This is a genomic window from Pseudoalteromonas sp. A22 (assembly GCF_018141345.1).
In the GTDB taxonomy this organism is placed as follows: Bacteria; Pseudomonadota; Gammaproteobacteria; order Enterobacterales; family Alteromonadaceae; genus Pseudoalteromonas; species Pseudoalteromonas maricaloris.
In genome coordinates this window covers 552,860-575,310 of the sequence record NZ_CP047237.1, presented here as the reverse complement: position 1 = coordinate 575,310, position 22,451 = coordinate 552,860, and the positions used below count along the sequence as shown (strand labels likewise).

The 22,451-nt window shown below is 44.5% G+C and carries 12 protein-coding genes; 8 read left to right on the top strand and 4 right to left on the bottom strand.

Annotation, left to right across the window (positions count from 1 at the left end; genetic code table 11):
* Window positions 1-9 precede the first annotated feature (9 nt).
* Together GSF04_RS02265 and nudB are read right to left on the bottom strand one after the other, a co-directional pair.
* The gene (locus tag GSF04_RS02265) at window positions 10-1,131 is read right to left on the bottom strand and encodes an alanine racemase (protein WP_211857406.1); all 1,122 of its coding nucleotides are present in this window, start codon (window positions 1,129-1,131) and stop codon (window positions 10-12) included.
* Between the two features lie 7 nt (window positions 1,132-1,138).
* A complete protein-coding gene (nudB, locus tag GSF04_RS02260) occupies window positions 1,139-1,579 on the bottom strand; it encodes a dihydroneopterin triphosphate diphosphatase (protein ID WP_045989266.1) in 441 nt (146 codons plus the stop codon).
* 508 nt (window positions 1,580-2,087) lie between these two features.
* On the opposite strand from nudB, the gene GSF04_RS02255 reads away from it, so the two are divergent.
* On the top strand, window positions 2,088-3,995 hold the full coding sequence (locus GSF04_RS02255; protein ID WP_211857405.1) for a M6 family metalloprotease domain-containing protein: 1,908 nt from the start codon (window positions 2,088-2,090) through the stop codon (window positions 3,993-3,995).
* 191 nt (window positions 3,996-4,186) lie between these two features.
* Window positions 4,187-5,485 (top strand): PAS domain-containing methyl-accepting chemotaxis protein, encoded by a 1,299-nt coding sequence (locus GSF04_RS02250; protein WP_211857404.1) that lies wholly within the window; start codon window positions 4,187-4,189, stop codon window positions 5,483-5,485.
* Between the two features lie 445 nt (window positions 5,486-5,930).
* Here the strand turns inward: GSF04_RS02250 and GSF04_RS02245 are convergent, their stop codons facing one another.
* On the bottom strand, window positions 5,931-7,769 hold the full coding sequence (locus tag GSF04_RS02245; RefSeq protein WP_211857403.1) for a choice-of-anchor I family protein: 1,839 nt from the start codon (window positions 7,767-7,769) through the stop codon (window positions 5,931-5,933).
* A 317-nt stretch (window positions 7,770-8,086) separates the two neighbouring features.
* Here GSF04_RS02245 and GSF04_RS02240 point away from each other — a divergent pair, with 317 nt between their 5' ends.
* The 4 genes from GSF04_RS02240 (at window position 8,087) to GSF04_RS02225 (ending at window position 17,099) form a co-directional block, all read left to right on the top strand.
* On the top strand, window positions 8,087-10,375 hold the full coding sequence (locus GSF04_RS02240; RefSeq protein WP_211857402.1) for a CHRD domain-containing protein: 2,289 nt from the start codon (window positions 8,087-8,089) through the stop codon (window positions 10,373-10,375).
* A gap of 198 nt (window positions 10,376-10,573) precedes the next feature.
* The gene (locus GSF04_RS02235; RefSeq protein WP_211857401.1) at window positions 10,574-11,950 is read left to right on the top strand and encodes a glycerophosphodiester phosphodiesterase family protein; all 1,377 of its coding nucleotides are present in this window, start codon (window positions 10,574-10,576) and stop codon (window positions 11,948-11,950) included.
* Between the two features lie 472 nt (window positions 11,951-12,422).
* The gene (locus GSF04_RS02230) at window positions 12,423-14,168 is read left to right on the top strand and encodes a methyl-accepting chemotaxis protein (RefSeq protein WP_211857400.1); all 1,746 of its coding nucleotides are present in this window, start codon (window positions 12,423-12,425) and stop codon (window positions 14,166-14,168) included.
* Between the two features lie 549 nt (window positions 14,169-14,717).
* On the top strand, window positions 14,718-17,099 hold the full coding sequence (locus GSF04_RS02225; RefSeq protein ID WP_211857399.1) for a TonB-dependent receptor: 2,382 nt from the start codon (window positions 14,718-14,720) through the stop codon (window positions 17,097-17,099).
* 474 nt (window positions 17,100-17,573) lie between these two features.
* Here GSF04_RS02225 and dgt read toward each other — a convergent pair whose 3' ends face one another.
* Window positions 17,574-19,097, bottom strand: a complete 1,524-nt coding sequence (gene dgt / locus GSF04_RS02220) for a dGTPase (RefSeq protein WP_211857396.1) — start codon at window positions 19,095-19,097, stop codon at window positions 17,574-17,576.
* A gap of 169 nt (window positions 19,098-19,266) precedes the next feature.
* On the opposite strand from dgt, the gene GSF04_RS02215 reads away from it, so the two are divergent.
* Both GSF04_RS02215 and GSF04_RS02210 read left to right on the top strand, forming a co-directional pair.
* Window positions 19,267-21,213 (top strand): BNR-4 repeat-containing protein, encoded by a 1,947-nt coding sequence (locus tag GSF04_RS02215; RefSeq protein WP_165384140.1) that lies wholly within the window; start codon window positions 19,267-19,269, stop codon window positions 21,211-21,213.
* 634 nt (window positions 21,214-21,847) lie between these two features.
* Window positions 21,848-22,450 (top strand): class I SAM-dependent methyltransferase, encoded by a 603-nt coding sequence (locus GSF04_RS02210; RefSeq protein WP_211857395.1) that lies wholly within the window; start codon window positions 21,848-21,850, stop codon window positions 22,448-22,450.
* Window position 22,451 lies beyond the last annotated feature (1 nt).

Genomic DNA, 22,451 nt, shown 5'->3' with positions numbered 1-22,451 from the left:
GTACAGCTATCACCACCCCCCAAATCTTGGCCAAAACTCGATGTCATCATGACTTAACACATGATAGCCCGAGTGCTGAGCAGCTGTTGCACATGCATGATTTGGTAAAATACGTAGTAGGTCACCATGTTTCACGTCTGGTAAGGTGAAGCCGGGTTCACATTCAATAACGCCATGTTCTTGATTTGCCGAGGTTACTTTGAGCCCAGGCAGCAAATTACCCGCTTGGTCACAGACGAGGCCATAGCCGCAATCAAACGCTTGACTCGCGGTACCTCTGTCTCTTGAAAGCGCCATCCAGCCTGCATCTATAAAGAGCTTATTTTCACTACGTTTGATACCAGTGACACGCGTTAGCACGCTTAGTGCAATATCTTCGATGTCACATATGCCGATACCAGCCATAACAAGGTCGAAGAATGTATAGACCCCAGCTCGCACTTCAGTGATCCCATCGAGGTTTTGCGTTGACAGTGCTGTTGGGGTAGAGCCAATACTCAGCACTGTTGTGGTGATCCCTGCCTCTTCCAGCATGGACGCGGCAGTCACAACTGCTGAGCGCTCTTTCTCAGCAAACTGTATTAGCTGCTCGGCCGTGCTACACGCGTATGAGCCACCGGCATGCGTTAGTAAACCCCGATATAAACGACTACTTTCCAGTATGGTTGCGATGGTCACGATTTCTTTGTTTTTAGGGCTAAGTCCTGCGCGATGTCCGTCACAGTCTATTTCTATCAAGCAAGGAATCGTACACTCATTTTCCGAGCAAAATTGCGAGACAAGCATGGCTTGTTCCATACTGTCTAGCAGTATGGTTAGGTTGACACCTTGGTTGATTAGGGCTAGAACGCGTTGTAGCTTATCTTCTGTGATCCCCACCGCATAAGTGATATCAGTGTAACCTTCCGCTGCAAATGTTTCTGCTTCTTTGAGGGTGGAGACCGTACATCCTGCTTGTTTGTCGGCCAAAATATAGCTTGCGGCTGCAATGGATTTTACCGTTTTCAAATGTGGGCGAAGGGGCACATTAAAAGCATCAAGATGCTTTTCCAGACGCGAAAGGTTATGTAAAAAAGCAATTTTATCAACAACTAAACATGGTGTTTGTAAAGATCCTAATGTCGTAAACATAGCTCAATCATACTCCTATGAGTTCTATTTCCTGTCGATTGCTTGGGGACCAGACGCGTTCACAAGCGTGTGTTTTGTTAAGCCAAATAAAGTCTGTATGTTCATCTTCAGCAAGTACCACACTGATCCCTGACGGTACTTGGACACTAAAAACATGTTCAGTGTTTATGGTAACACCCGGCTCATAACGATGGCGCCACTGCGGTCTTATAGTGTATTGATTCGTTTTATTATGCGAGTGGATGGTGATCCCAAGCGCCGCGGCGTCAATACCGGTCTCTTCTTTTAACTCTCGATACGCGGTAGTGATTGGAGTTTCACCGGGATCTACTCCCCCAGTGACTGATTGCCAAAAGTGTTTATCGTCTGCTCTTTGTAATAGCAAAAACTCATTATGCTCGTTGTATATTACGACCAATACCGAAACGGGTTTACGTAGTGCCGACATGGTTTACATCAAATCAGGAACATGTGCTTTGAGTTTAACCAGTTGAGTTGCACTCGGCAATTGGTATAAAGCGTAGATGGCGAATTTTGGACAAAAAAAAGCAGGCCATCTGGCCTGCATAAAAACTCCAATAGCAACAAGCTGTGCCAAGGAAATCCCAATAATGCCAACATCCCAGTCGGCAAGCTCTACTTCTCGGGAGTTCAATTGTGACTTTAGGCACGCCTAGATACGCAGGTAAAAAGGTGCAGCCCCAAAGGAACGAGACCAATGCTAATGTAATGTTTAGTACTTGTAAACTAAAAATTGAAAAAAATAGTTTAAACGGATTTTTTTTGCTCACTTTGAAATATAAAGCTTCTAAAATGATGGAATTACAATCGATGTAACTATTTGTTATTTATCTGGTTGATAAATTTTGTACCTTTAATGGTTTGAGAGTTGTTGCAATTTTGTATCCATTCTGTATGTTAATGAGTTGTACAACATGTAACCTAGGAAAGGAAAAATGAAATTAACATCAGCAATTATCGCAACCTCATTATTGGCAACCAGTGTCGCAGTAAACGCGGCGATACCTTATAAAAATGAACAGTATCAATTTACCCAACCAAGTGGTGAGGTGATCACTCTTATTCTTAATGGTAATACGTACTTTGCTCAGCAGCGTACACCTGACGGCGAGCTTGTAGTGTATGATGCCTCGCTCAAAGGCATGGCTTACGCACAGGTATCAGTCGATGGAGAGCAACTTATATCAACAGGTAAGCTTGTGACCAAACGCAGTAAGCGGGGCATGCAACGTCACTCAGTAGATGCTATGCAGCAAGGATTATCCTCGACTGCTATTGCAAAAAAGGTAAAAGCGGCGCAGCAGTTAATGTTGGGTCAAAATCAAACACCAGTCGACTTGGTACATACTCATCAGTTTGAGCGTAGTGATAATGCAATGGCGTTGAATGCCGAGATCAGCGGTCAAGTAAAAGGGTTAACTATCATCATTGATTTCCCTGATGAGCGCGGCACTATCACAAAAGCGCAAGTTGAGCGTTTTTTAAATGACCAAAATTACAATGAATTTGGTAACGCGCAGTCAGTAAGAGGGTATTTTTCGTCGGTCTCTGGAGGCAAGCTCGATTATACCAATACGGTAACGGCTTATTACACCGCAAAGAAAAACAAAGCGTATTATGCGGATAGCGCATTAAGCTCAACAGTACGCTCGCAAGAACTTATAAAAGAAGCGCTAAACTGGCTTGAATTTCAACAGGGATTTGATTTTAGCTCGCTGACTACAAATAGTAGTGGGCAGATCCGTGGATTAAATATTTTTTATGCTGGCAACTCTGATAGTGCATGGTCTAAAGGTCTGTGGCCACATATGGCAAGACTCAGTCCACGTTTTTGTGCTGATGGCGTGTGTACAGATCGCTATCAAATCACGGATATGGGAAATAGCCTTGCAATTGGCACCTTTGTACATGAGTCAGGTCACTTAATCACAAATTGGCCCGATCTTTATGATTATGACGGCAGCTCAGAAGGCTCAGTCGCAAGTTTTGGCGTTATGGGATTTGGCGCGATTGGTGCTTCCAACCGTTTTAAGCCGACGCCACCTGTCGCACACTTTAGAGCAATAGCTGGTTGGGATACGGTAACTGAACTTAATCCAGCCGTAAATGCAAATGCCCCAACGGGAAGGCTAAGTCATACTTCGGGCGCTAATAGCTCATATAAATGGACCAACCCAAGTAACACAAATGAAGCCTTTTACATTGAGGCTATTCATCAATCGGGACAAAACTCAGAGCAACTCGATTCTGGCTTGGCTATTTGGCACGTTGATCCCGCGGGCAATAACTCGAATGAATGGTATCCGTATATCCAAATGGAGCATGGTGATGCCAAACGAGATCCTGAAAATGGTCGCAACCGTGGGGATAATGGCGATTTATTTGATGTGGCAGGAGAGTTTAGCGCCACACTGCCGAATGCGTTGAGTAGCAAAGGGACGAATGCGCTATGGTGGAATGGAAGCGACTCTGGCTTGTCCATCAGCAATATTTCTGATCCCGCTGCAGAGATCCAATTTACCGTAAGCGGTAGTACAACCCCACCACCTGCGGGAGATGTTTACACTGGATACTTAGCAGACAAGCAACAAGCCATACAACCTGACGGCAGTTGGTTTCAGTACAGCGGTGGCACAATAGCACTTACTTTAGAGGGGCCGGCGAACGCAGACTTCGATTTGAAACTCGAAGCTTGGCAAGGTGGTGCATGGCAACAAGTTGCAATTTCGGAGACGCCAACCTCACAAGAGTCAATTAACTATTCGGCAAATTCAGGTTATTACCGCATTTTGGTTTACTCATACAGCGGTGCGGGTGACTACCGTCTAACGGTACAGAAGTAGCTATCCTAAGCACTGGTTAGTCAATACAATTGATATAATGCCAAGTCGCGTTGCTTGTGTGATCAGCGCGCGGCTTGTTTTGGTGCGTATGTTAGAACGCCAAACTCCACTTTCTTATCTATAATTCATACTTTATTACCAAAACTATGATAATAATGCAGTCATGCATATTGTTTGTTACGGAATAGCTTATGAACTTTTTTCGAAAGCCAAATCAAGAAGTTGAAAATTTGACCGCTGAACTCAACCGTGCTCGGGCATTACTTTCTGCGATTGATGAAGCGGTCGCAAAAATTGAATTTACACCCGATGGTCAAATAGCTGCAGTCAATCAACATTTTCTCGCTGTCGTGGGTTACACAGAGGCTGAAGTGATAGGACAGCACCATCGTATTTTTTGCCACAAGGACTATGTAAACTCTTCAGAGTATCGTAGTTTCTGGGCAAGCCTTCAACGTGGCCAAGCTCAGTTTGGTAATTTTGAGCGCTTTACCAAAACAGGTGACGTGGTTTGGCTTGACGCTACCTATTTTCCGGTTGAAGAAAATGGCAAAGTCACCCGTATTGTGAAAATTGCGAATGACATCACAGCAGAAAAACTCACCATAACAGCACAAGAAGCGATAGCTAACGCACTCAATAAATCCATGGCGACCATAGAGTTTACACCCGAGGGCGTTATTTTAGATGCGAATCCAAATTTCACGGCAACTGTGGGTTATAAACTTAGTGAGATTAAAGGCCAGCATCATCGAATGTTCTGTGACGACAGCTTTTATAAAGAGCAGCCACACTTTTGGCAAGAGCTGGCAAAAGGCCAGCATAAAAGTGGTCGCTTTCATCGCTTAGGTAAACATGGCGAAGATATTTGGATTGAAGCAACGTATAACCCTATCTTTGATGAACATGGCAAAGTCATTAAAGTGATAAAGTTCGCAACAAATATCACGGCGCGGGTGCAAAAAGCGCATCGAGTCGCACAAGCTGCCGAGGTTGCGCAGGTGACATCAGAGCAAACCGAGCAAATAGCGGCCCGTGCGAGTTTGCTGCTGCAAGAGTCTGTTAGTACCTCAGGGCTTATTTCTAATCAAGTACAAAGTGCAATGGCCGCAATAGCACAGCTTAATGAACAGTCAAAAGGGATTTCGGCAATTGTGTCTACCATCAGTGCGATTGCAGAGCAAACTAACTTGCTTGCGTTAAATGCAGCGATAGAAGCTGCCAGAGCGGGCGAGCAGGGAAGAGGGTTTGCGGTGGTAGCCGATGAAGTAAGAAGCTTGGCAGCACGTACTTCGCAGTCGACCAACGAAATCAATGATGTGGTAAATCAGAATGAAGTGTTAACTAAAAAAGCCACCGCACTGATGAATACGGTGTCTGAAAGCACAGAGCTTGGTCTTGCACAAATCGATGAAGTGAATAAAGTGATGAATGAAATAAAGCAAGGCGCAGAAAACCTCACAAATACGGTCAAAGGATTGTCAGAATAACCTAAAGATCGCCGCATAAAGCGGCTCCCACCAAAAGCTTGAATATGGTGTAGGAGCGGGTTCACCCCGCGATCTTTACGCTTGCAATCGCCGCGTAAAGCGCCTCCCACCAAAGGCTTGAATATGGTGTAGGGGCCGGTTCACCCCGCGATCTTTACGCTTGCAATCGCCGCGTAAAGCGGCTCCCGCCAAAAGCCTGAATATGGTGTAGGAGCGGGTTCACCCCGCGATCTTTACGCTTGCAATCGCCGCATAAAGTGGCTCCCACCAAGAGCTTGAATATGGTGTAGGAGCGGGTTCACCCCGCGATCTTTACGCTTGCAATCGCCGCATAAAGTGGCTCCCACCAAAGGCTTGAATATGGTGTAGGAGCGGGTTCACCCCGCGAGCTTTTCATCAAGATCGGCGCATAGAGCGCCTCCCACAGCGACATAATGTGAATGCTTTATTTTTCAGCGATTTGCCACACCGCAACTGAACCGGAAATTTCATTACCGATCACCAATAAGGCTTCGCCAGTTGCACTTTTGTCGGCAGGAATAAATACCATGCCCTCTGGGGCTAAGTCGCCACTAATTTCGGCATCTTCAACTAATCCGCGGTTGTAAAAATAATCTTCAAACTTAACATCGTAAGGGTTGGTGATATCGTAAACCATGATACTACCCATACGCTCTAAGCCAACGAATGCAAAAGTGCGTTCACCAATTTGACCTAGCGCTAGTGCTTCCGGCTCTGGGCCTTTTGCATCGGAGCGCGTATCGCCTTCATTGGTGTCTTCATCATTGTTAAATTGTGCGCCATGCACGGAGGCTGTGATCCGCTCGATTTGATCGCCTGAGTCGAACACCACAAGGCCGTTGCTATCCCAAATGGTGAATGAACGTGCACCATAGGTGTACAGCGCTTCATATTGGCCGTCATTATTTTCATCGCCTTTCACCGTTGTAACTTTAAGGCGACCAATGTCGTCATCGTCATTATTGAGATAAGCAAAGTTGCTTGCTAAGGTAAGATCTTCGGCACGGCTCTCATCAATGTACGCTAAACAGCCATCGTCTTTATCGTAATCTAGGCCACCTCTCGCGGTACAGTCGGCTTCATCGGCAGCATCAAAAAAGTATTCTCTACCATCACCTTCGTTAGCAGAGACAATAAAGTTCGCGCCTTTCCACGTGTAGCTAGAGATAGTATCTGGCTGATACATGCCGTAAAGACCGGGATACTTTTTAAAGTTGATCTTTTTATCTTTATCCGAGGCATCTATGGTGTAATTAGACCAGTCTTTGAATCCCAAACCGACTAAATTAAGGCTGTTGTCACTTAGATCTACGATAGCGAGTGCGTTGTTTTCTTGAATTGAAACATATGCGAAGCGGTTGTCTTTAGAGATGGTGACATATTCCGGTTCTAAATCCATCGCAACTGTCGTATTAATAAGTTTGCCATTGATAGTGCGACCAGTTGGATTGGCGAAGACAATGCCTTGTGCTTCTAGCTCAGCTTGCTTGGTGTTAAATGCGCTAAAGTCTAATTGTGTTGCTGTATTTGCAACTACGCCGTTTGTAATGTTGATAATGCTGATGCTACCTTCAGGATCAACGCTGTAGTCACCTGCGGGTTCCCCTTCATTTGCGACCACGACTTTGCTGCCATCATGAGTAAAGGTAACCATATCAGGTAGTGCACCTGCTGTTACATTTTTAACAAAGGCCGGAGTTGCACCTGAGATATCATAAAAAGCGATTTGTCCTGCGTCACCCGTAGTCTTGGCAGCCATTGCAACTGCCAATAGTTGGTTGTTTTCGTCAACTGCAATACTGTTTGCGTCGCCGGGTGTATTGTCGTTTAAGTTGATTGTCATGGCTGATGTTAAATTTGTAGCGGTAATAACACCTTCATTATTTTTGACCAGAGCGGCCGTATCAAAGCTGGTTGCTGGAATAACTTCAACCACAGCGGCACTGCCTGAACTATTAATGGCATATATCCATTTTTTGGATGCTTGGTAAGCGACAATTTCAGCGGCGCCTTCAGGGCTTTCTGCATTAAGCACTGCGCGTCCCACAAGACTTATTTCAAGCACGCTATTGGCGTTAGTGCCATTGGTTCCGTCTTGTCCGTTTGCTCCATCTTGGCCGTCGGAGCCATTTTGACCATCGTTACCATCTTGTCCGGCAACGCCTTGTTGCCCTTGCGAGCCTGTGGCGCCATCGTCACCATCAAGTGAACAGCCAGTGAGAAGAGAAAGCAAAGAGAGCGCGATAAGTGAGTGCTTAAACATAAAATATCCTGATTATTATTGTTAAAGCAGCTACTTAATCACAAAAATATGACTCTTATATGGCAATGAGGTTTCACAATTATTGTGAGAAATTCATTGATATCACTGAGCTGAATGTAATGCCATTCAAGCGTTAGTATCATCGGTATCAATGGATGAACAGGCAAAAGTTGGTATTGCAGTTGGCGCAATTAGGTACAGACAAAAATATACAATAATTTTGCAAATTTGATGAACTTTTATTCAACTCTGTTCGTAAGGGTTAGCTATGGGTGACAAAAGTCATTCTTTTTAACCGAGTCTACAGGATGAGTATAATGAAAAAGTTTATAGTAAGTGCCAGCCTCATGCTTCTTATGGCATGCAGCGATAACGACGATAACGATACAGTTACACCTCCGCCACCTCCGCCACCCCCGCCAGTCCAAGAGTTTTCAGCGACTAAGACCTTTGAATTGATGTTATCAGGAAAGCAAGAAGTACCGATGAATACGTCAATGCAAACTGCTTCCGCAACAGTTGAGCTTGATGAAAATCTGATGCAATTCAGAGCAACACTCGACTACAGCGATGTCGAAGGTTTTAGTGCTGCACATATTCACGATGGTGATTTGGGGGCGAATGGCGATGTGGCATTCGCTTTTGAAGCATCAGATGACAATAAGGTCAGTATTCCAATCACAGATCTGTCTGAGGATCTAATTGAGGATATGTTGGATGGTGATTGGTATATCAATCTACACACCGAAGCCTTTCCAAGCGGCGAGTTACGCGCTCAGATTGTGCCAGACACGGTAAGCGTGATCACGTTCAAATTAGATGGCTCACAACAGGTGCCAATGAATGAAAGTAGTGCCATGGGGTATGGTTATGCGTCATACGACAGCACCGACGGCGAGCTTTATCTTCGCGCGGTCACTATGGACGTCGATGATGCCACTGCAGCACATATTCACACTGGCCGCATTGGTATGAACGGCGATGTGCTTGTGGTGTTAGAGCAGGACGACGAAGTAATGACAGACTGGGTAACGCCAGATGACACGATGATCGACGAAGCGACGTTGAACGTTTTGCTCTCGGGTGGACACTACGTCAATGTTCATACGCCAGAGCTACCAAATGGTGAGATCCGCGGCCAAATCCTGACGGACAATTACGCAGTTGCAACATTTGACTTATCCGGCAAACAAGAAGTGCCAGCAGTAGCAACAATGGCATCCGGTGATGGCTATGCCCTTGTGAACACAGATAACTATGAAGTAGAGCTCAGAGTTGTCACTAGCGGTGTTGAGGATGCAACGGCGGCACATATTCATACTGGCCGGATCGGCATGAATGGTGATGTTCTAGTGGGCCTTGAGCAAAGCACCGATGATATGAATGTATGGATGACGCCAGACAACACTATGATCAATGCTGAGATTTTTGCGGTACTCGCATCGGGTGGTCACTATGTTAATGTCCATACTTCTAGCAATCCCAGTGGTGAGCTACGTGGCCAAATTCTTACCAGCAATTATGCGCTCGCTACATTTGCGCTTTCAGGTCAGCAAGAGGTTCCTGCAGTATCGACCATGGCGTCAGGGGATGGCTATGCATTGGTTAACATGAACGATTATGAAGTTGAACTTCGTGTAGTGACAATGGGTGTTGAAGATGCAACGGCGGCACATATTCATACTGGCCGGATCGGCATGAATGGTGATGTTTTAGTGGGCCTTGAGCAAAGCACCGATGATATGAATGTATGGATGACGCCAGACAACACCATGATCAATGCCGAGATTTTTGCAGTACTCGCATCAGGTGGTCACTATGTTAATGTCCATACTCCTAGCAATCCCAGTGGTGAGCTACGTGGCCAAATTCTTACCAGCAATTATGCGCTCGCTACATTTGCGCTTTCAGGTCAGCAAGAGGTTCCTGCAGTATCGACAATGGCGTCAGGGGATGGCTACGCATTGGTTAACATGAACGATTATGAAGTTGAACTTCGTGTAGTGACAATGGGTGTTGAGGATGCAACGGCGGCACATATTCATACTGGCCGGATCGGCATGAATGGTGATGTTTTAGTGGGCCTTGAGCAAAGTACCGATGATATGAATGTATGGATGACGCCAGACAACACCATGATCAATGCTGAGATTTTTGCAGTGCTGGCATCGGGCGGTCACTATGTTAATGTGCATACACCAGCAAGTGCGAGTGGTGAACTCCGTGGTCAGATCCTCACTGACAACTACACTTTGGTAGCGTTTCCATTGAGTGGCGAGCAAGAAGTCCCTGCTGTCACAACCACTGCCACTGGTAGTGGATATGCTTTGGTAAATCGAAACGGCTTTGACCTTGAATTACAAGTCCTCACCTCAGGTGTTGCTGATGCAACGGCTGCGCATATACATACTGGCATTGCCGGTGAAAACGGCCCTGTGTTATTGGCATTAATGCAAGATAGTAGTGATGCCAATCGCTGGATGGCTCCGGCCAATGCAGCATTGACAGCGGAAATATTTGCGATTCTGGCAGGCGGTGGTCACTACGTAAATGTGCATACACCAGCAAATCCAAGTGGTGAGTTAAGAGGCCAAATAGCTAATTAATCATTAAGTAATTATCTCGCATCTAAGAGTCTGTTAAGTGCAGGCTCTTTTTCTTTATATTCAAATTACACAACCGCTGTCCAGTCAGGGGAGTTATATTTAGTTAAAAATATGTAACCAAAAAATCATTATTTGTTCCCATAATTGTAATGCAAAGCGTCTAGCGTAAGCCTTCTTTAAAATAATAATGGTATTACAATGAATAAGGTAAGCGTTTGTTCTGCGATCGTAGCTTCATTATTACTGAGTGCATGTGATGATGATTCTGTGGAGGTTGTACAGGTTGAAAAGCCGGTGATCACAACGGAGACTGAAATAAAAGTCGTTGAAGTTCCGGTAATTGTGGAGGTGCCAGCAGGTAGCGCAAGTGCTATGCAAGTGGGCACACGTCCTGATTTCTTGATTCAAGATATGGAAGACAGTGCACTCAAAACCAAGCTTGAGCAGTGTGCTAACGGACCTTTTTATAAAACAGACTTTTCAATTGGACACCGTGGTGCGCCAATGCAGTTTCCTGAACACACGAAAGAATCTTATATTGCGGCGGCTAAAATGGGTGCTGGGATTTTAGAGTGTGACGTTGCCTTTACCAAAGACAAAGAGCTGGTTTGTCGCCACTCACAATGTGATTTACACACTACAACAAATATTTTAGCAACGGATTTAGGCCAAAAATGTACAACACCATTTGTACCAGGCGATCCTGAAAATGGAATTGCAGCCCAAGCGATGTGTTGTACCAGCGACATTACTTTGGCTGAGTTTAAGACATTAAAAGGTAAAATGGATGCCGCAAACTCAATGGCCACAACCGTAGAGGAATATATGGATGGCACGGCAAATTGGCGCACCGATTTATATTCGAGCCGTGGCACTTTAATGACCCATGCCCAGAGTATTGAGTTATTTAAAAGTTTAGGCGTGAAAATGACGCCAGAGCTGAAGACTCCGTCTGTCGCTATGCCTTTTGACGGTTTTACACACGAAGCCTACGCACAAAAAATGATCGACGAATATAAAGCTGCAAATGTAGATCCAAAAAATGTCTGGGCGCAGTCATTTAATCGGGACGATGTCGTCTATTGGATAAAAGAAAATCCAGAGTTTGGCGCACAGGCAGTATATTTGGACGACAGATACGAAGCGCAGGCAGTAGACAATGAAACCATGGTATCAGCAGAGCAAATCGTGCATAACCCAGAGCTATTGTCGCCAACGATGGAAGAGCTTGCAGCGGATGGTGTTAACATTATCGCACCACCTCTTTGGATGTTATTAACCGAAGAAGGAGGGGAAATCGTACCCTCACCTTATGCCAAAGCTGCAAAAGCAGCAGGGCTTGAGATCATCACTTGGACACTAGAGCGCTCTGGTCACCTAGCCAGCGGCGGTGGTTGGTACTATCAAAGCATCAACGGCAGTCTGTCAGGTGAGGCGATGATAGATAATGATGGCGATACTTTTAAAGTGCTAGATGTATTGGCCAAAGAGGTTGGCGTAATCGGCGTATTCTCTGATTGGCCAGCAACGACCACTTACTATGCAAGCTGCATGGGTATGCCTGCCAGTATTTAAGCGGTGTTTATTGTGGTAGGGGCGGATTTACCCCGCGATCTTATCTCTAATGATCGCCGCGTAAAGCGGCGCCTACCAAGGGTTTGAGTATATGGTAGGAGCGGGTTCACCCAACGATCTTGTCTCTAATGCTCGCCGCCTAAAGCGGCGCCTACCAAGGGTTTTAGTATATGGTAGGAGCGGGTTCACCTCGCGATCTTTTTCTAATTATCACCGCCTAATGCGGCTCCCACCAAGGATTTGAATATGTGGTAGGAGCGGGTTCACCCCGCGATCTTTTCTCTAATAATCGCCGCCTAATGCGGCTCCTACCAAGGGTTTGAGTATATGATAGGAGCGGGTTCACCCCGCGATCTTTTGATTTGGTTCTCACTGTTATTATGTCAACTCCATTTGTTCCTAATTCTATGCTAGAAGAATCTCAACCCCTGCACTAGTCTTTATTGTGAACGCTTCAATAAAGGCTAGAATCATGAAGTTAAACTCTATCCGTATCCTCATGACCACTATCTTCGGTGGCATTATTGTTTTTGTGGTCATCGTTACCTTATTGGTTGTTAACATGTACAACGCCTTACTTGATTTTGAACAAATGGCTGACAACCGCTATAAAGCCTATCAACTGGCCGACGAATTAAGACAAAGCTCAGACGATTTAACGCGATTGGGCAGAACCTATGCGGTAACTGGCAACGATAAATACGAAAAGATGTATATGGATGTATTAGCTATTCGTAATGGTGAAAAGGCAAGGCCTGAAGGCTACCATAAAATCTATTGGGATCTGGTGCTTAACTATGGTGAGAAACCAAAACCAGACGGTCAGCGAGAAGTATTACTCGATGCCATGAAAGCGGCGGGCTTTAGCGAAAAGGAGCTCAACTACTTAAGTGAGGCACAAGCCAATTCCGATGGCCTTGTTGCATTAGAAGTCGAAGCCATGAACGCAGTAAAAGGTAAGTTTAAAGATAGTGCCGGTAATTACACCATTCAAGGTGAGCCCGATTTGAACAAAGCGGTTAAGCTTACCCACAGTGATGATTATCATCGCTATAAAGCCAACATCATGAAGCCGGTTGAATCGTTTTTTACTGAACTTGAAAACCGCACCAAACAAAATGTTGTGCAAGCTCACAGTGCTGTAGAGTCTTACGTTTTGTGGGCTATGGTGATGTTAGTGATAACCGTATGTTTCAGCTTATTCGGCGTGTATTTAGTTCGTCGTCGTATTGTGAAACCAATTGAATTGCTTGGTAGAACTTTTGAAGAGATTGGCAGTTCAAACGATCTTAGAAAAACGGTAGACGAAAGTGGCGCAACAGAGATTAAAGCGGTGGCTAATATCGTAAACCGTATGCTCAGTAGCTTTAAAAATACAGTAACGAATATTGGCTCTGCGGGCGGCGCGATGTCACAATCTTCCAAAGAAGTGGCGCACTTTATTCGCAGTAATAAAGAGATAAGTGAAGAACAAAACGCCCGTCTTGAAACCATCGCCACGGCTGCGGAAGAAATGACCGCAACACTCAATGAGGTCACGTCCAGTACAGTGAGTACCGCAGATTATGCCAATCAGGTTGAACTTGAAGCACAGCGGGGGATGGAAGTGATGTCGCAAACCAGTCAGCAATTTAGTGATTTGTCAGTGCGCTTTGACGAAACTGCGAATATTATCTCTGAGTTGACTGAGCAAAGTGACCAAGTGTCAAATGTAGTGAGCGTTATCCAAGCTATTGCAGAGCAAACTAACCTGCTTGCATTAAATGCTGCCATCGAAGCGGCGAGGGCGGGAGAGCAAGGCCGCGGTTTTGCTGTTGTTGCAGATGAAGTAAGGACCCTTGCACAAAGAACCCAAAAATCCACCGAAGAAATTCGCGATATCATCAACCAGCTGCAAACCAAAGCGGGGAGTGCGAATACCGCCATTCAGCAAAGCCAGCACCAAGTGCAAACGACGGAAGAGCAGGTGATGGTATCTTCCGAAGTGCTCGATAGTATCTTTGAAGCGGTGAGCAAAATCAAAGACTTGACTCAAGGTGTTGCCACCGCCTCACAGGAGCAGCTATCGGTGACAGAAGACATTAACACTAATATCAATGGCCTGAGCGATATTTCCAAAGAAGCAATTAAGCGGATGAATGAGTTTATGGCCATTGTTGAGCAGTTAGAGCAAACCAGTCATCGGCTCAACGACAATGCAAGGGAATTTACTGTTTAGCTTGTAGCAAGCGCTTTACGCGGCGATCTCTTCTTTACTGATCGCCGCGTAAAGCGGCTCCCACCAAGGGGTTGAGTATTTTGTAGGAACGGATTTACTCCGCGCTCTTTTCTCTAATAATCGCCGCATAAAGCACCTCCCACCAAGGGTTTGAATATGTCGTAGGAACGGGTTCACCCCGTGAGCTTTTCTCTAATAATCGCCGCATAAAGCGCCTCCCACGAAGGGCTTGAATATGTGGTAGGAGCGGGTTCACCCCGCGATCTTGTCTTTAATGATCGCCGCGTAAAGCGTTTCCTACCAAGGGATTGAGTATATTGTAGGAACGGATTTACTCCGCGATCTTTTCTCTAAAAATCGCCGCTTTACGCGGCGATCTCTTCATAAGCAGAAAAAAGAAAAATCAAAAAGTCTATAACGCCCCTTAAATATGATTTAAATCAAAAATGCAAATGAGATTAATTATCAATGTTTTTGACTTTTGTTCAGTTTCCATTTAGAGTACGCGCCAAAATTTACTTTAATGCAATAAATTTTGGGATATTAACAATGACAAACACGCCTTTTAAACGTGGTGTACTTTCTGCTTTGGTGCTTTCTGCCCTTAGTCCAGTTGCTTTTGCTGACTCGGTAAAAGCACAGCCAGACATGGAACACATCGTTGTAACTGCGACTGGTTTTGAGCAAAAAATACCAGAAGCACCCGCGAGTATTTCAGTGATCACTGCTGAAGACATTCAAGCTCAGTCCTATACGACTTTGCTTGATGCCGTGAAGTACCAAGAAGGCGTGGACATTGGCACAACTCGAGATAAAACCGGCCAAGGCAGCGTGAGTATGCGCGGTTTAACAGGTGAATATACGCTGCTACTTATCGACGGTAAGCGTCAAAACAACCACGGTGATATCTACCCAAATAACTTTGGTGGTAACGCGTTTAACCATATTCCACCTAAAAGTGCCATTGAGCGAATTGAAGTCATTAGGGGACCTGCCTCTACACTTTACGGCGCAGATGCGATGGGCGGCGTAATCAACATTATTACTAAAAAGTCAGTAGATGAATGGACTGGTAGCATCGATTTTGGCCGAAGCCTACAAACAAACGACCAGTTTGGTGATGACATTACCACTGACTTCAGTATCTATGGACCTTTGGTTAAAGGTTTACTCAACTTTTCTGCTCGCGGTAGCATTTATGAGCGTCAAGCTTCAAACCCTGAGTTTTCACCTGCAATCGATCCAAATGGTGAGCAGCATCATCGTGAACTTGGCTTTGGGCGCGGTGGCAAAACAGTAGACAACACTAACACCCAATTGGGTGCAACCTTTGTATTTACGCCAAACGACAACCACACGGTTACTTTTGACTACGATATCTCAAATCAAGAGTACGATAATACACCAAACTACGACGTTGAGTCGGGCAAAATTACCTATCCGCTTGGCACCAAAGATAACATCGAATCAATCTGGCAAGACCGTCGCGGTGTGGTAAATCCACGCGCAGGTTATGCGGCGGATCAAGAATTTGACCGAAGCTGGTGGTCACTAACGCATCAAGGTACGTTTGGTGATATTGAAACCTTTGTGTCATTGGCGTTTGTTGATACCGATAACAATGGCCGTACTATGCCGCTTTCTGTTGCAGAGCGTAAACTACTACAAGCCATGTATGATGGCAGTGGTAAATATGCCGATATGGAAGAAGCAGAACGTAAAGCGCTTGCTGAAAGCACATTCTTACCACGTCCAAAGCGCACACTGAACAGCAACCAATATACGTTAGACGCGCGAGTGGATATTCCTGTTGACGATTTACTTGGCGATCACGTGTTTGTTGTGGGCGGCCAGTGGGTTGATGGTGAATTGCAAGATGGCGTATTTGGTATGGAGTCTGGCGTTGATCAAGGCGTTCAGGAACACCAAATGTACTCGCTATTTGTAGAAGATAACTGGCACTTAAGCGATCCGCTAACAGTTACAGTGGGTGTCCGTCACGATAACCACGATGTATTTGGTAGCCAACTTTCTCCGCGTCTATACGGTGTATACGAGCTGTCTGACGATTGGACAGTAAAAGGCGGGATCAGCACAGGTTATAAAACGCCACAAACGACCGACTTATACAATGGTATCACCGGCTTTGGTGGTCAAGGTACGTCACCGTTTGCAGGTAACCCAGATCTTGAACCAGAAACCAGTGTAAACAACGAAGTTGCATTGTATTGGACGCACCCAACAGAGAACCACAATTTTAATATCACTTACTTCTCAACGGAGTTTGACGATAAAATCGCCCGTGGTGATACCATCAAGAGCTGCTCTGCAACCAATGGTGCAAAACCATGCGTGAATTTAGGTGTATACGACGAGCTTGGCTACGATACTTATAGCCAAAAAATCAATATCGACAAAGTTGAGATCCAAGGTATTGAGCTTGCAGGTCGTTACCAGTTCACTGATGCAGTTTCACTTTACGCAAACTACACTTGGACTGACAGCGAGCAAAAGAGCGGCCCTCAAGAAGGTCAACCACTAACCAATACCGCTGAGCACATGGCAAATGTCACGGTAAACTGGCAAGTAACAGACGAGTTTTCACTAACGCTAAATGCTGAAATGCGCTCTGATCGTTACCGTGGCTGGGACAATAATCTAGACAAAGCCATGTACTACAAAAACTACAACCTACTGCACTTAGGTGCTAAATACACCTTTAACGACAATGTTACTGTGTTTGCGCGTATCAATAACTTATTGGATGAAGACTTTACGTCTTATAGCACGGATTACAACGACTTAAACGGTGATGGTAAATACGAATACCTAAGCGGCCGTGGTGTGGTAAGTGAAGTCGTATTTAGCGACGACTACAACGTAAAAGACAAAGCCCGCAATATTTGGTTTGGTGTAAACGTGACGTTTTAATATTCATGTAAAGCATTACTAGATTACAAAACTCAAAGGAGGTGCAATTTGCACCTCCTTCTTTATTGCCACTTGTGCAGGACGCAGCGATCATTTCTCTACTTTTTACCTCACTCGTAGCAGCGGCTTTACGCCGTGACAGTCATCTGTTTTAACAGAATAAATCCGCTTGCCACCTTGTGTAGGAGCCGCTTCACGCGGTGATCATTTCTCTACCTTTTTTACCTCACTCGTAGCAGCTGCTTTACGCCGCGACAGTCATCTGTTTTAACAGAATAAATCCGCTTGCTACCTTGTGTAGGAGCCGCTTCACGCGGCGATCATTTCTCTACTTTTACCTCGCTCGTAGCAGCGGCTTTACGCCGCGACAGGCATCTGTTTTAGCAGAATAAATCCGCTTGCTACCTTGTGTAGGAGCCGCTTCACGCGGCGATCTTTTCAACAAAATCGCGCTCACTCTCTCAACCATTAACCTCAATCCAACGCGGTCAAGGCACGATAGGTATCATAAGCAAACTGATCAGTCATACCGCTAATAAAATCCTGAATAAGGCGGCAGCGATAATAAAACTCAAAAATCGGCTCTGCTTGCTCAGCCTCACTAAGCTGCGCGACCGTTTCGCGGTATACCGCAACATACTTTTTGGAAATCCGATTAATCAATCGCGACTCTATCGCAAAGTCATGGTCGCCACTTAATGCTGCGTTAAATTCATTAGCGTCTAAGTCAAGCACTCGCTGATATTCATTCAATATGCTGCTGGTGATCTTATAACCTTGAAGCTCCAATTGCTCGACTTCTTTATTCGAAAATACCTTGTTGGCCGCCACCGTTTTCAATGACTTTACAATGGCATGAAGATGGCTATTATCCTCCAGTAACGAAGCGTTAAAACTCCCTTCGTAGATCGCACCAATATTATCGATAAAACGCGTTTTGGCATGTTCAGCAAGCGGGTGTAGCAACCCCACGCGGAGCCAAATAAAAAATTCATTATCAAAATTCGCCATATGCTTGCTGGCTTTGTCATTGGCATAGTGCAGCTTTTTACTCATAAGCTCTAACAGCTTGTCATCGGTGATCCCAAATCCTGCGGCGATATTTTGATATTCCTCTATTAAACAGCCTGTTAACTCATCTACGCTAATAATGCCTTTTTCTACAGCGTCTTCCATATCAGCAAGGCAATAAGCAATATCGTCAGCCGCTTCCATGATATAAGTCACAGGATGGCGATTACCCACTTGGATCTGCAATTTGTCGCACAGCTCACTAACAAACCCACTCTCACTAAAATAGTATCCTGCTTTCTTTTGCAGATAAGATTTATCAATGGCTACGGTTGATTTAGGTGTGGTTGCGCAGCGGGTATATTTCATCACAGTGGCACACTGTGAATAGGTAAGATTAAGGCGAGAAAGCGTATGAATAACACGAATAGCTTGGGCGTTACCCTCAAAACTACAAATATCGAGCAGTAACTCCATTTCTTGATTTAATACCGCCAGATCAGATGCTTTGCTCTCCTTTGAGCCATACCTCAGCGCCGCCCGAGCACTTTTTGCAAACTGCTGATGCTGGCTCAAATAGCGTTTAAACCAATCATTGATAGCGGCCTCGCCAAAGTGACCAAATGCAGGGTTACCAATATCATGCATCAAACAGGCCATTTCAGACAGAGTAACCAAACACTCAGACAAATCCACCTGCTGTCCGTTTTTATCTTCATATTGCAGCAAATCTTGCCTACTTTGCTGCACCAGCGCATCAACAATTTTTTTAGCAATGTAACGGCCATTTTGTTGCACCTCCAGCGAGTGCGTTAAGCGCGAACGCACCGCCGCATTGCGCTCAAGCGGAAACACTTGGGTTTTTTGTTGCAGTCGTCTAAGCGCAGCACTGTTGATAATACGCCCGCGGTCACTTTCAAGACTACTTGCCTCACTGCCACCGGTATTGTAAGAGCGCTCGTTTGTTATTTTATTCTTGAAGTGCATGCCACTTTCCTGTTGAGACCCAAGCTACATTTTCAATGTAGGTGAATGTGGAAAAGTTGTAAACCGTCCAAACTATTCAAATGACAATGTTGTATTTTTGTTTTCTTTGTTATTAAATTGGTTTCTAGTTTCATTATAGGGACTAGCTAATTCAACTAAAGGAATGACAATGAATACAAATGTGAAAAAAGCGCTGCTAGCCGGAATTTTACTTTCCCCTGCATTTTCTAGCTTTGCTGTCGATTCAAGTAAAGGCTACTCAGATCTTTACAACTTCAATAAACACGGCAAATGTCGTTATGAACAAGTAAACTTAAACTATCAAGATGACTCCCATAGTAATTACGCTAATAACTTTCGTGATGAGCTGTCACAGTACAATTACTTGAACTTGGCTGGAGGATTAAATAGAAAGCTACTACGTGGTAGTTGGTATAGCCTAGATAATCAACTATTTTTAGTTGGTGGCGTCAATGTATCAAAGTATTCAGGCCCGTCTTCGACGGGCTCTGCGAAAGCTGCACCAATGGCAATACAACGTGGTGATTGGACTTATTACGTTATCAATGGTGCGCATTCCGATTGCGCTGTAGCTAATATGCCACCGAATAAAAACTACGAACGCTTAGTTATTGCTGTTGGTGCCTATAACTATAAAACTGGTGAGATTAAGGAGCCTGTTATAGTCCATGTGAAAGAAACCAGTGACTTCCACGATACGGGAGTCATCAATATGGATGATAAAGGCTATGTTTACGTATTTATTTCAGGCCGCAACTCCAATCGTGGCGGATTAATCTATCGTTCAACTTTGAAAACCGATTTATTAAGAGATGGTAATGTAGGCGCATTCGAACTTGTTCACGCTGAGAATGAATTAGGTAGTGCCCTAGATAGAGAGCACAACTGTCCAGATAGCAACGCTTCTTGTCACTACCTTGGCTTTACTTATCCGCAAGCCTGGTGGGTAGAGGATAAATTTGTACTATTGAATACTCGTTACATCCAAACAACAACGGCTATGAGAGACAAGTTTCGACAGGATGCCCGTCGGCAGCTTTATTTTACGGAAGTTGCGCCAACTAATGCGAGCACCCAACAAGTTGCTGTTAAGCCTAGTAAAAAACTAGTTGCACTGGATGATAAGCTGAGTTTTGGACATTATGCTGTTAGTACAGAAAAAGATGGTGTTATCGCGGTCGCATTTAACGTGCACGTACCCGATCGCTGTACCATTAATGGCTTTTCAACAGCAGACTGTTATGCTCGAGGCAAGGATGGAGGAGGCCAACTTCGCCATTACCCGAATGATAACCGAACAAATCTGTATTTTATGTACTCCAGTGATAACGGAAGAACTTGGTATAACCGCAATGGGCAGCGCTTAATTGATACTTTTTATAATGAGTATATTAATAGCTTTAACAAGCTAAACCAGGCCTTGCTGTATCAACCAGACAATAACGTCGATCTTGTTGATGGTTATAACCCATATACAACCACTATAGTTAAGCGCATTTACGTTAAAGATCTGGATATTACCGTCAACGACCGAAAGCAAGTCACCTCGTTAAAGGTGTTAGTTAACGAGACTGACGGGATCCACGGTTTTGTTCCTAAGACCGCGTCTGAATCGAGAAAAATGATCCGCACGCTTGTGATAGATCAACAAGGTAATAAATCCTATGTAGGTTGCTACAATGCATCAGATTGTTGGGCTGATCACGCATATTCTTCGGGCGCGATTCGTACAGAAAATAACAGTGGGTATAGTGAAATTGCTTTCCCTATGTCAAGTGGCGATAGCTTAGCTGGCGGAAAGGTTCATTTGTATAATAGCAACCTCAAGTCAACCCAAGGTATTCAAGCTTGGAGTTATTTGGGCGCTCAGCATTACACAGATCCAAAAGAAGCCAACTATATTCGTAAAATCCACGATGCGAAGTCGATAACGGGAGCTGAGCCAGTTTATTTTTGGGCTCAAAGCGGAACCGACAAGCTTGTTGATTTAGTGCTCTCTGGCAAAAATGGTCGCCAAGTTCAACTGAATGGTAACTTTGGAAGTAAAAAGAAACTGAGCTGTCCAACACAGTACGTTTTCAGAAATTGTAATTAAAACCTGCTATTTTCCTGAGGCCGCGATGCTTGAGTCGCGGCCTTTTTATTTCCATAATCTGTGATTGGTATGTTGCTAGTTGTAAATATTGAAATTGAAGCATAAACAGAACAGCGCGAACCTAAATGTATTAACGCACTTCAGCTAGCTTTTACAAAATATTTAGACCCCTAACACACAAAAACACCATTCAAGCCAGTAAAGTGATAAAAATAGCTGTAATACGTTGTAATGGGCTAGCCCATCTATATTTGTTACTTTTAACAGTTTGAATTAACCCTGGTTTTAACGGTCTGGCAAAAAATATCTAACACTTTGGTGGCAAAAGCTTCGGAATTTGACGCAAATCACTACAAAACTTACGGATTTTCGGGTTTAATACTCTCAGCATTCGTTTACATCTAATTTCAAATGAATATATACAGTGGTTAAGGATGAAGTAACCGCTCACGAACAGGATCTTTATGTGTTTGAGCGTTTATCTAACCATTTAGATTAGTAAGATCAGCTTTACTGTGGCATCACATTGGCGACGGACAGCAAATGTGAGTTTGCAGAGTTTCAATGGTGACATGGAAATCATACTTTTCGTCATTTACACTGCGCCACTAAATGAAGTTATGTTAGGTAAAAGATGTCCGAAATTACGCTCGCTTATTACGACCAATATGCAGATGAATTTGCAAACTCAACATTTAATGTGGACATGCAACCGCTTTATCAGGAGTTTCTTCCTGAATTACCAAAGCGTGATAAACGTCATATTCACATTTTAGACGCTGGTTGTGGCAGTGGCCGCGACGCTGTCGCGTTCAAACAACTTGGCTATGAAGTTAGCGCAATGGATGCGTGCGAAAAGCTAGTGAAGATTGCCGCTACACAATTAGGCCAACCAGTGAGACACCAATTCTTTGAAGATATACAAGATATTGCTGCTTTTGATGGTATTTGGGCTTGTGCCAGCCTTTTACATGTTGCAGAGAAAGACTTGTCCAATGTTTTTGTGAAGTTACAAGACGCGCTTAAACCTCATGGCGTGCTGTATGTTTCGTTCAAATATGGTGCGGGTGAACGGGAGCACAATGGCCGTAGATTTACAGATCTTAATGAAGACGGATTATCAAAAGTTACCACAACATGTCCAAATCTCAACGTCATTAAGCAATGGGTGACGGAAGATAGAAGACCTAACCGCGATAATGAGCTTTGGTTAAACGCTCTGCTTAGGAAGGATTAAT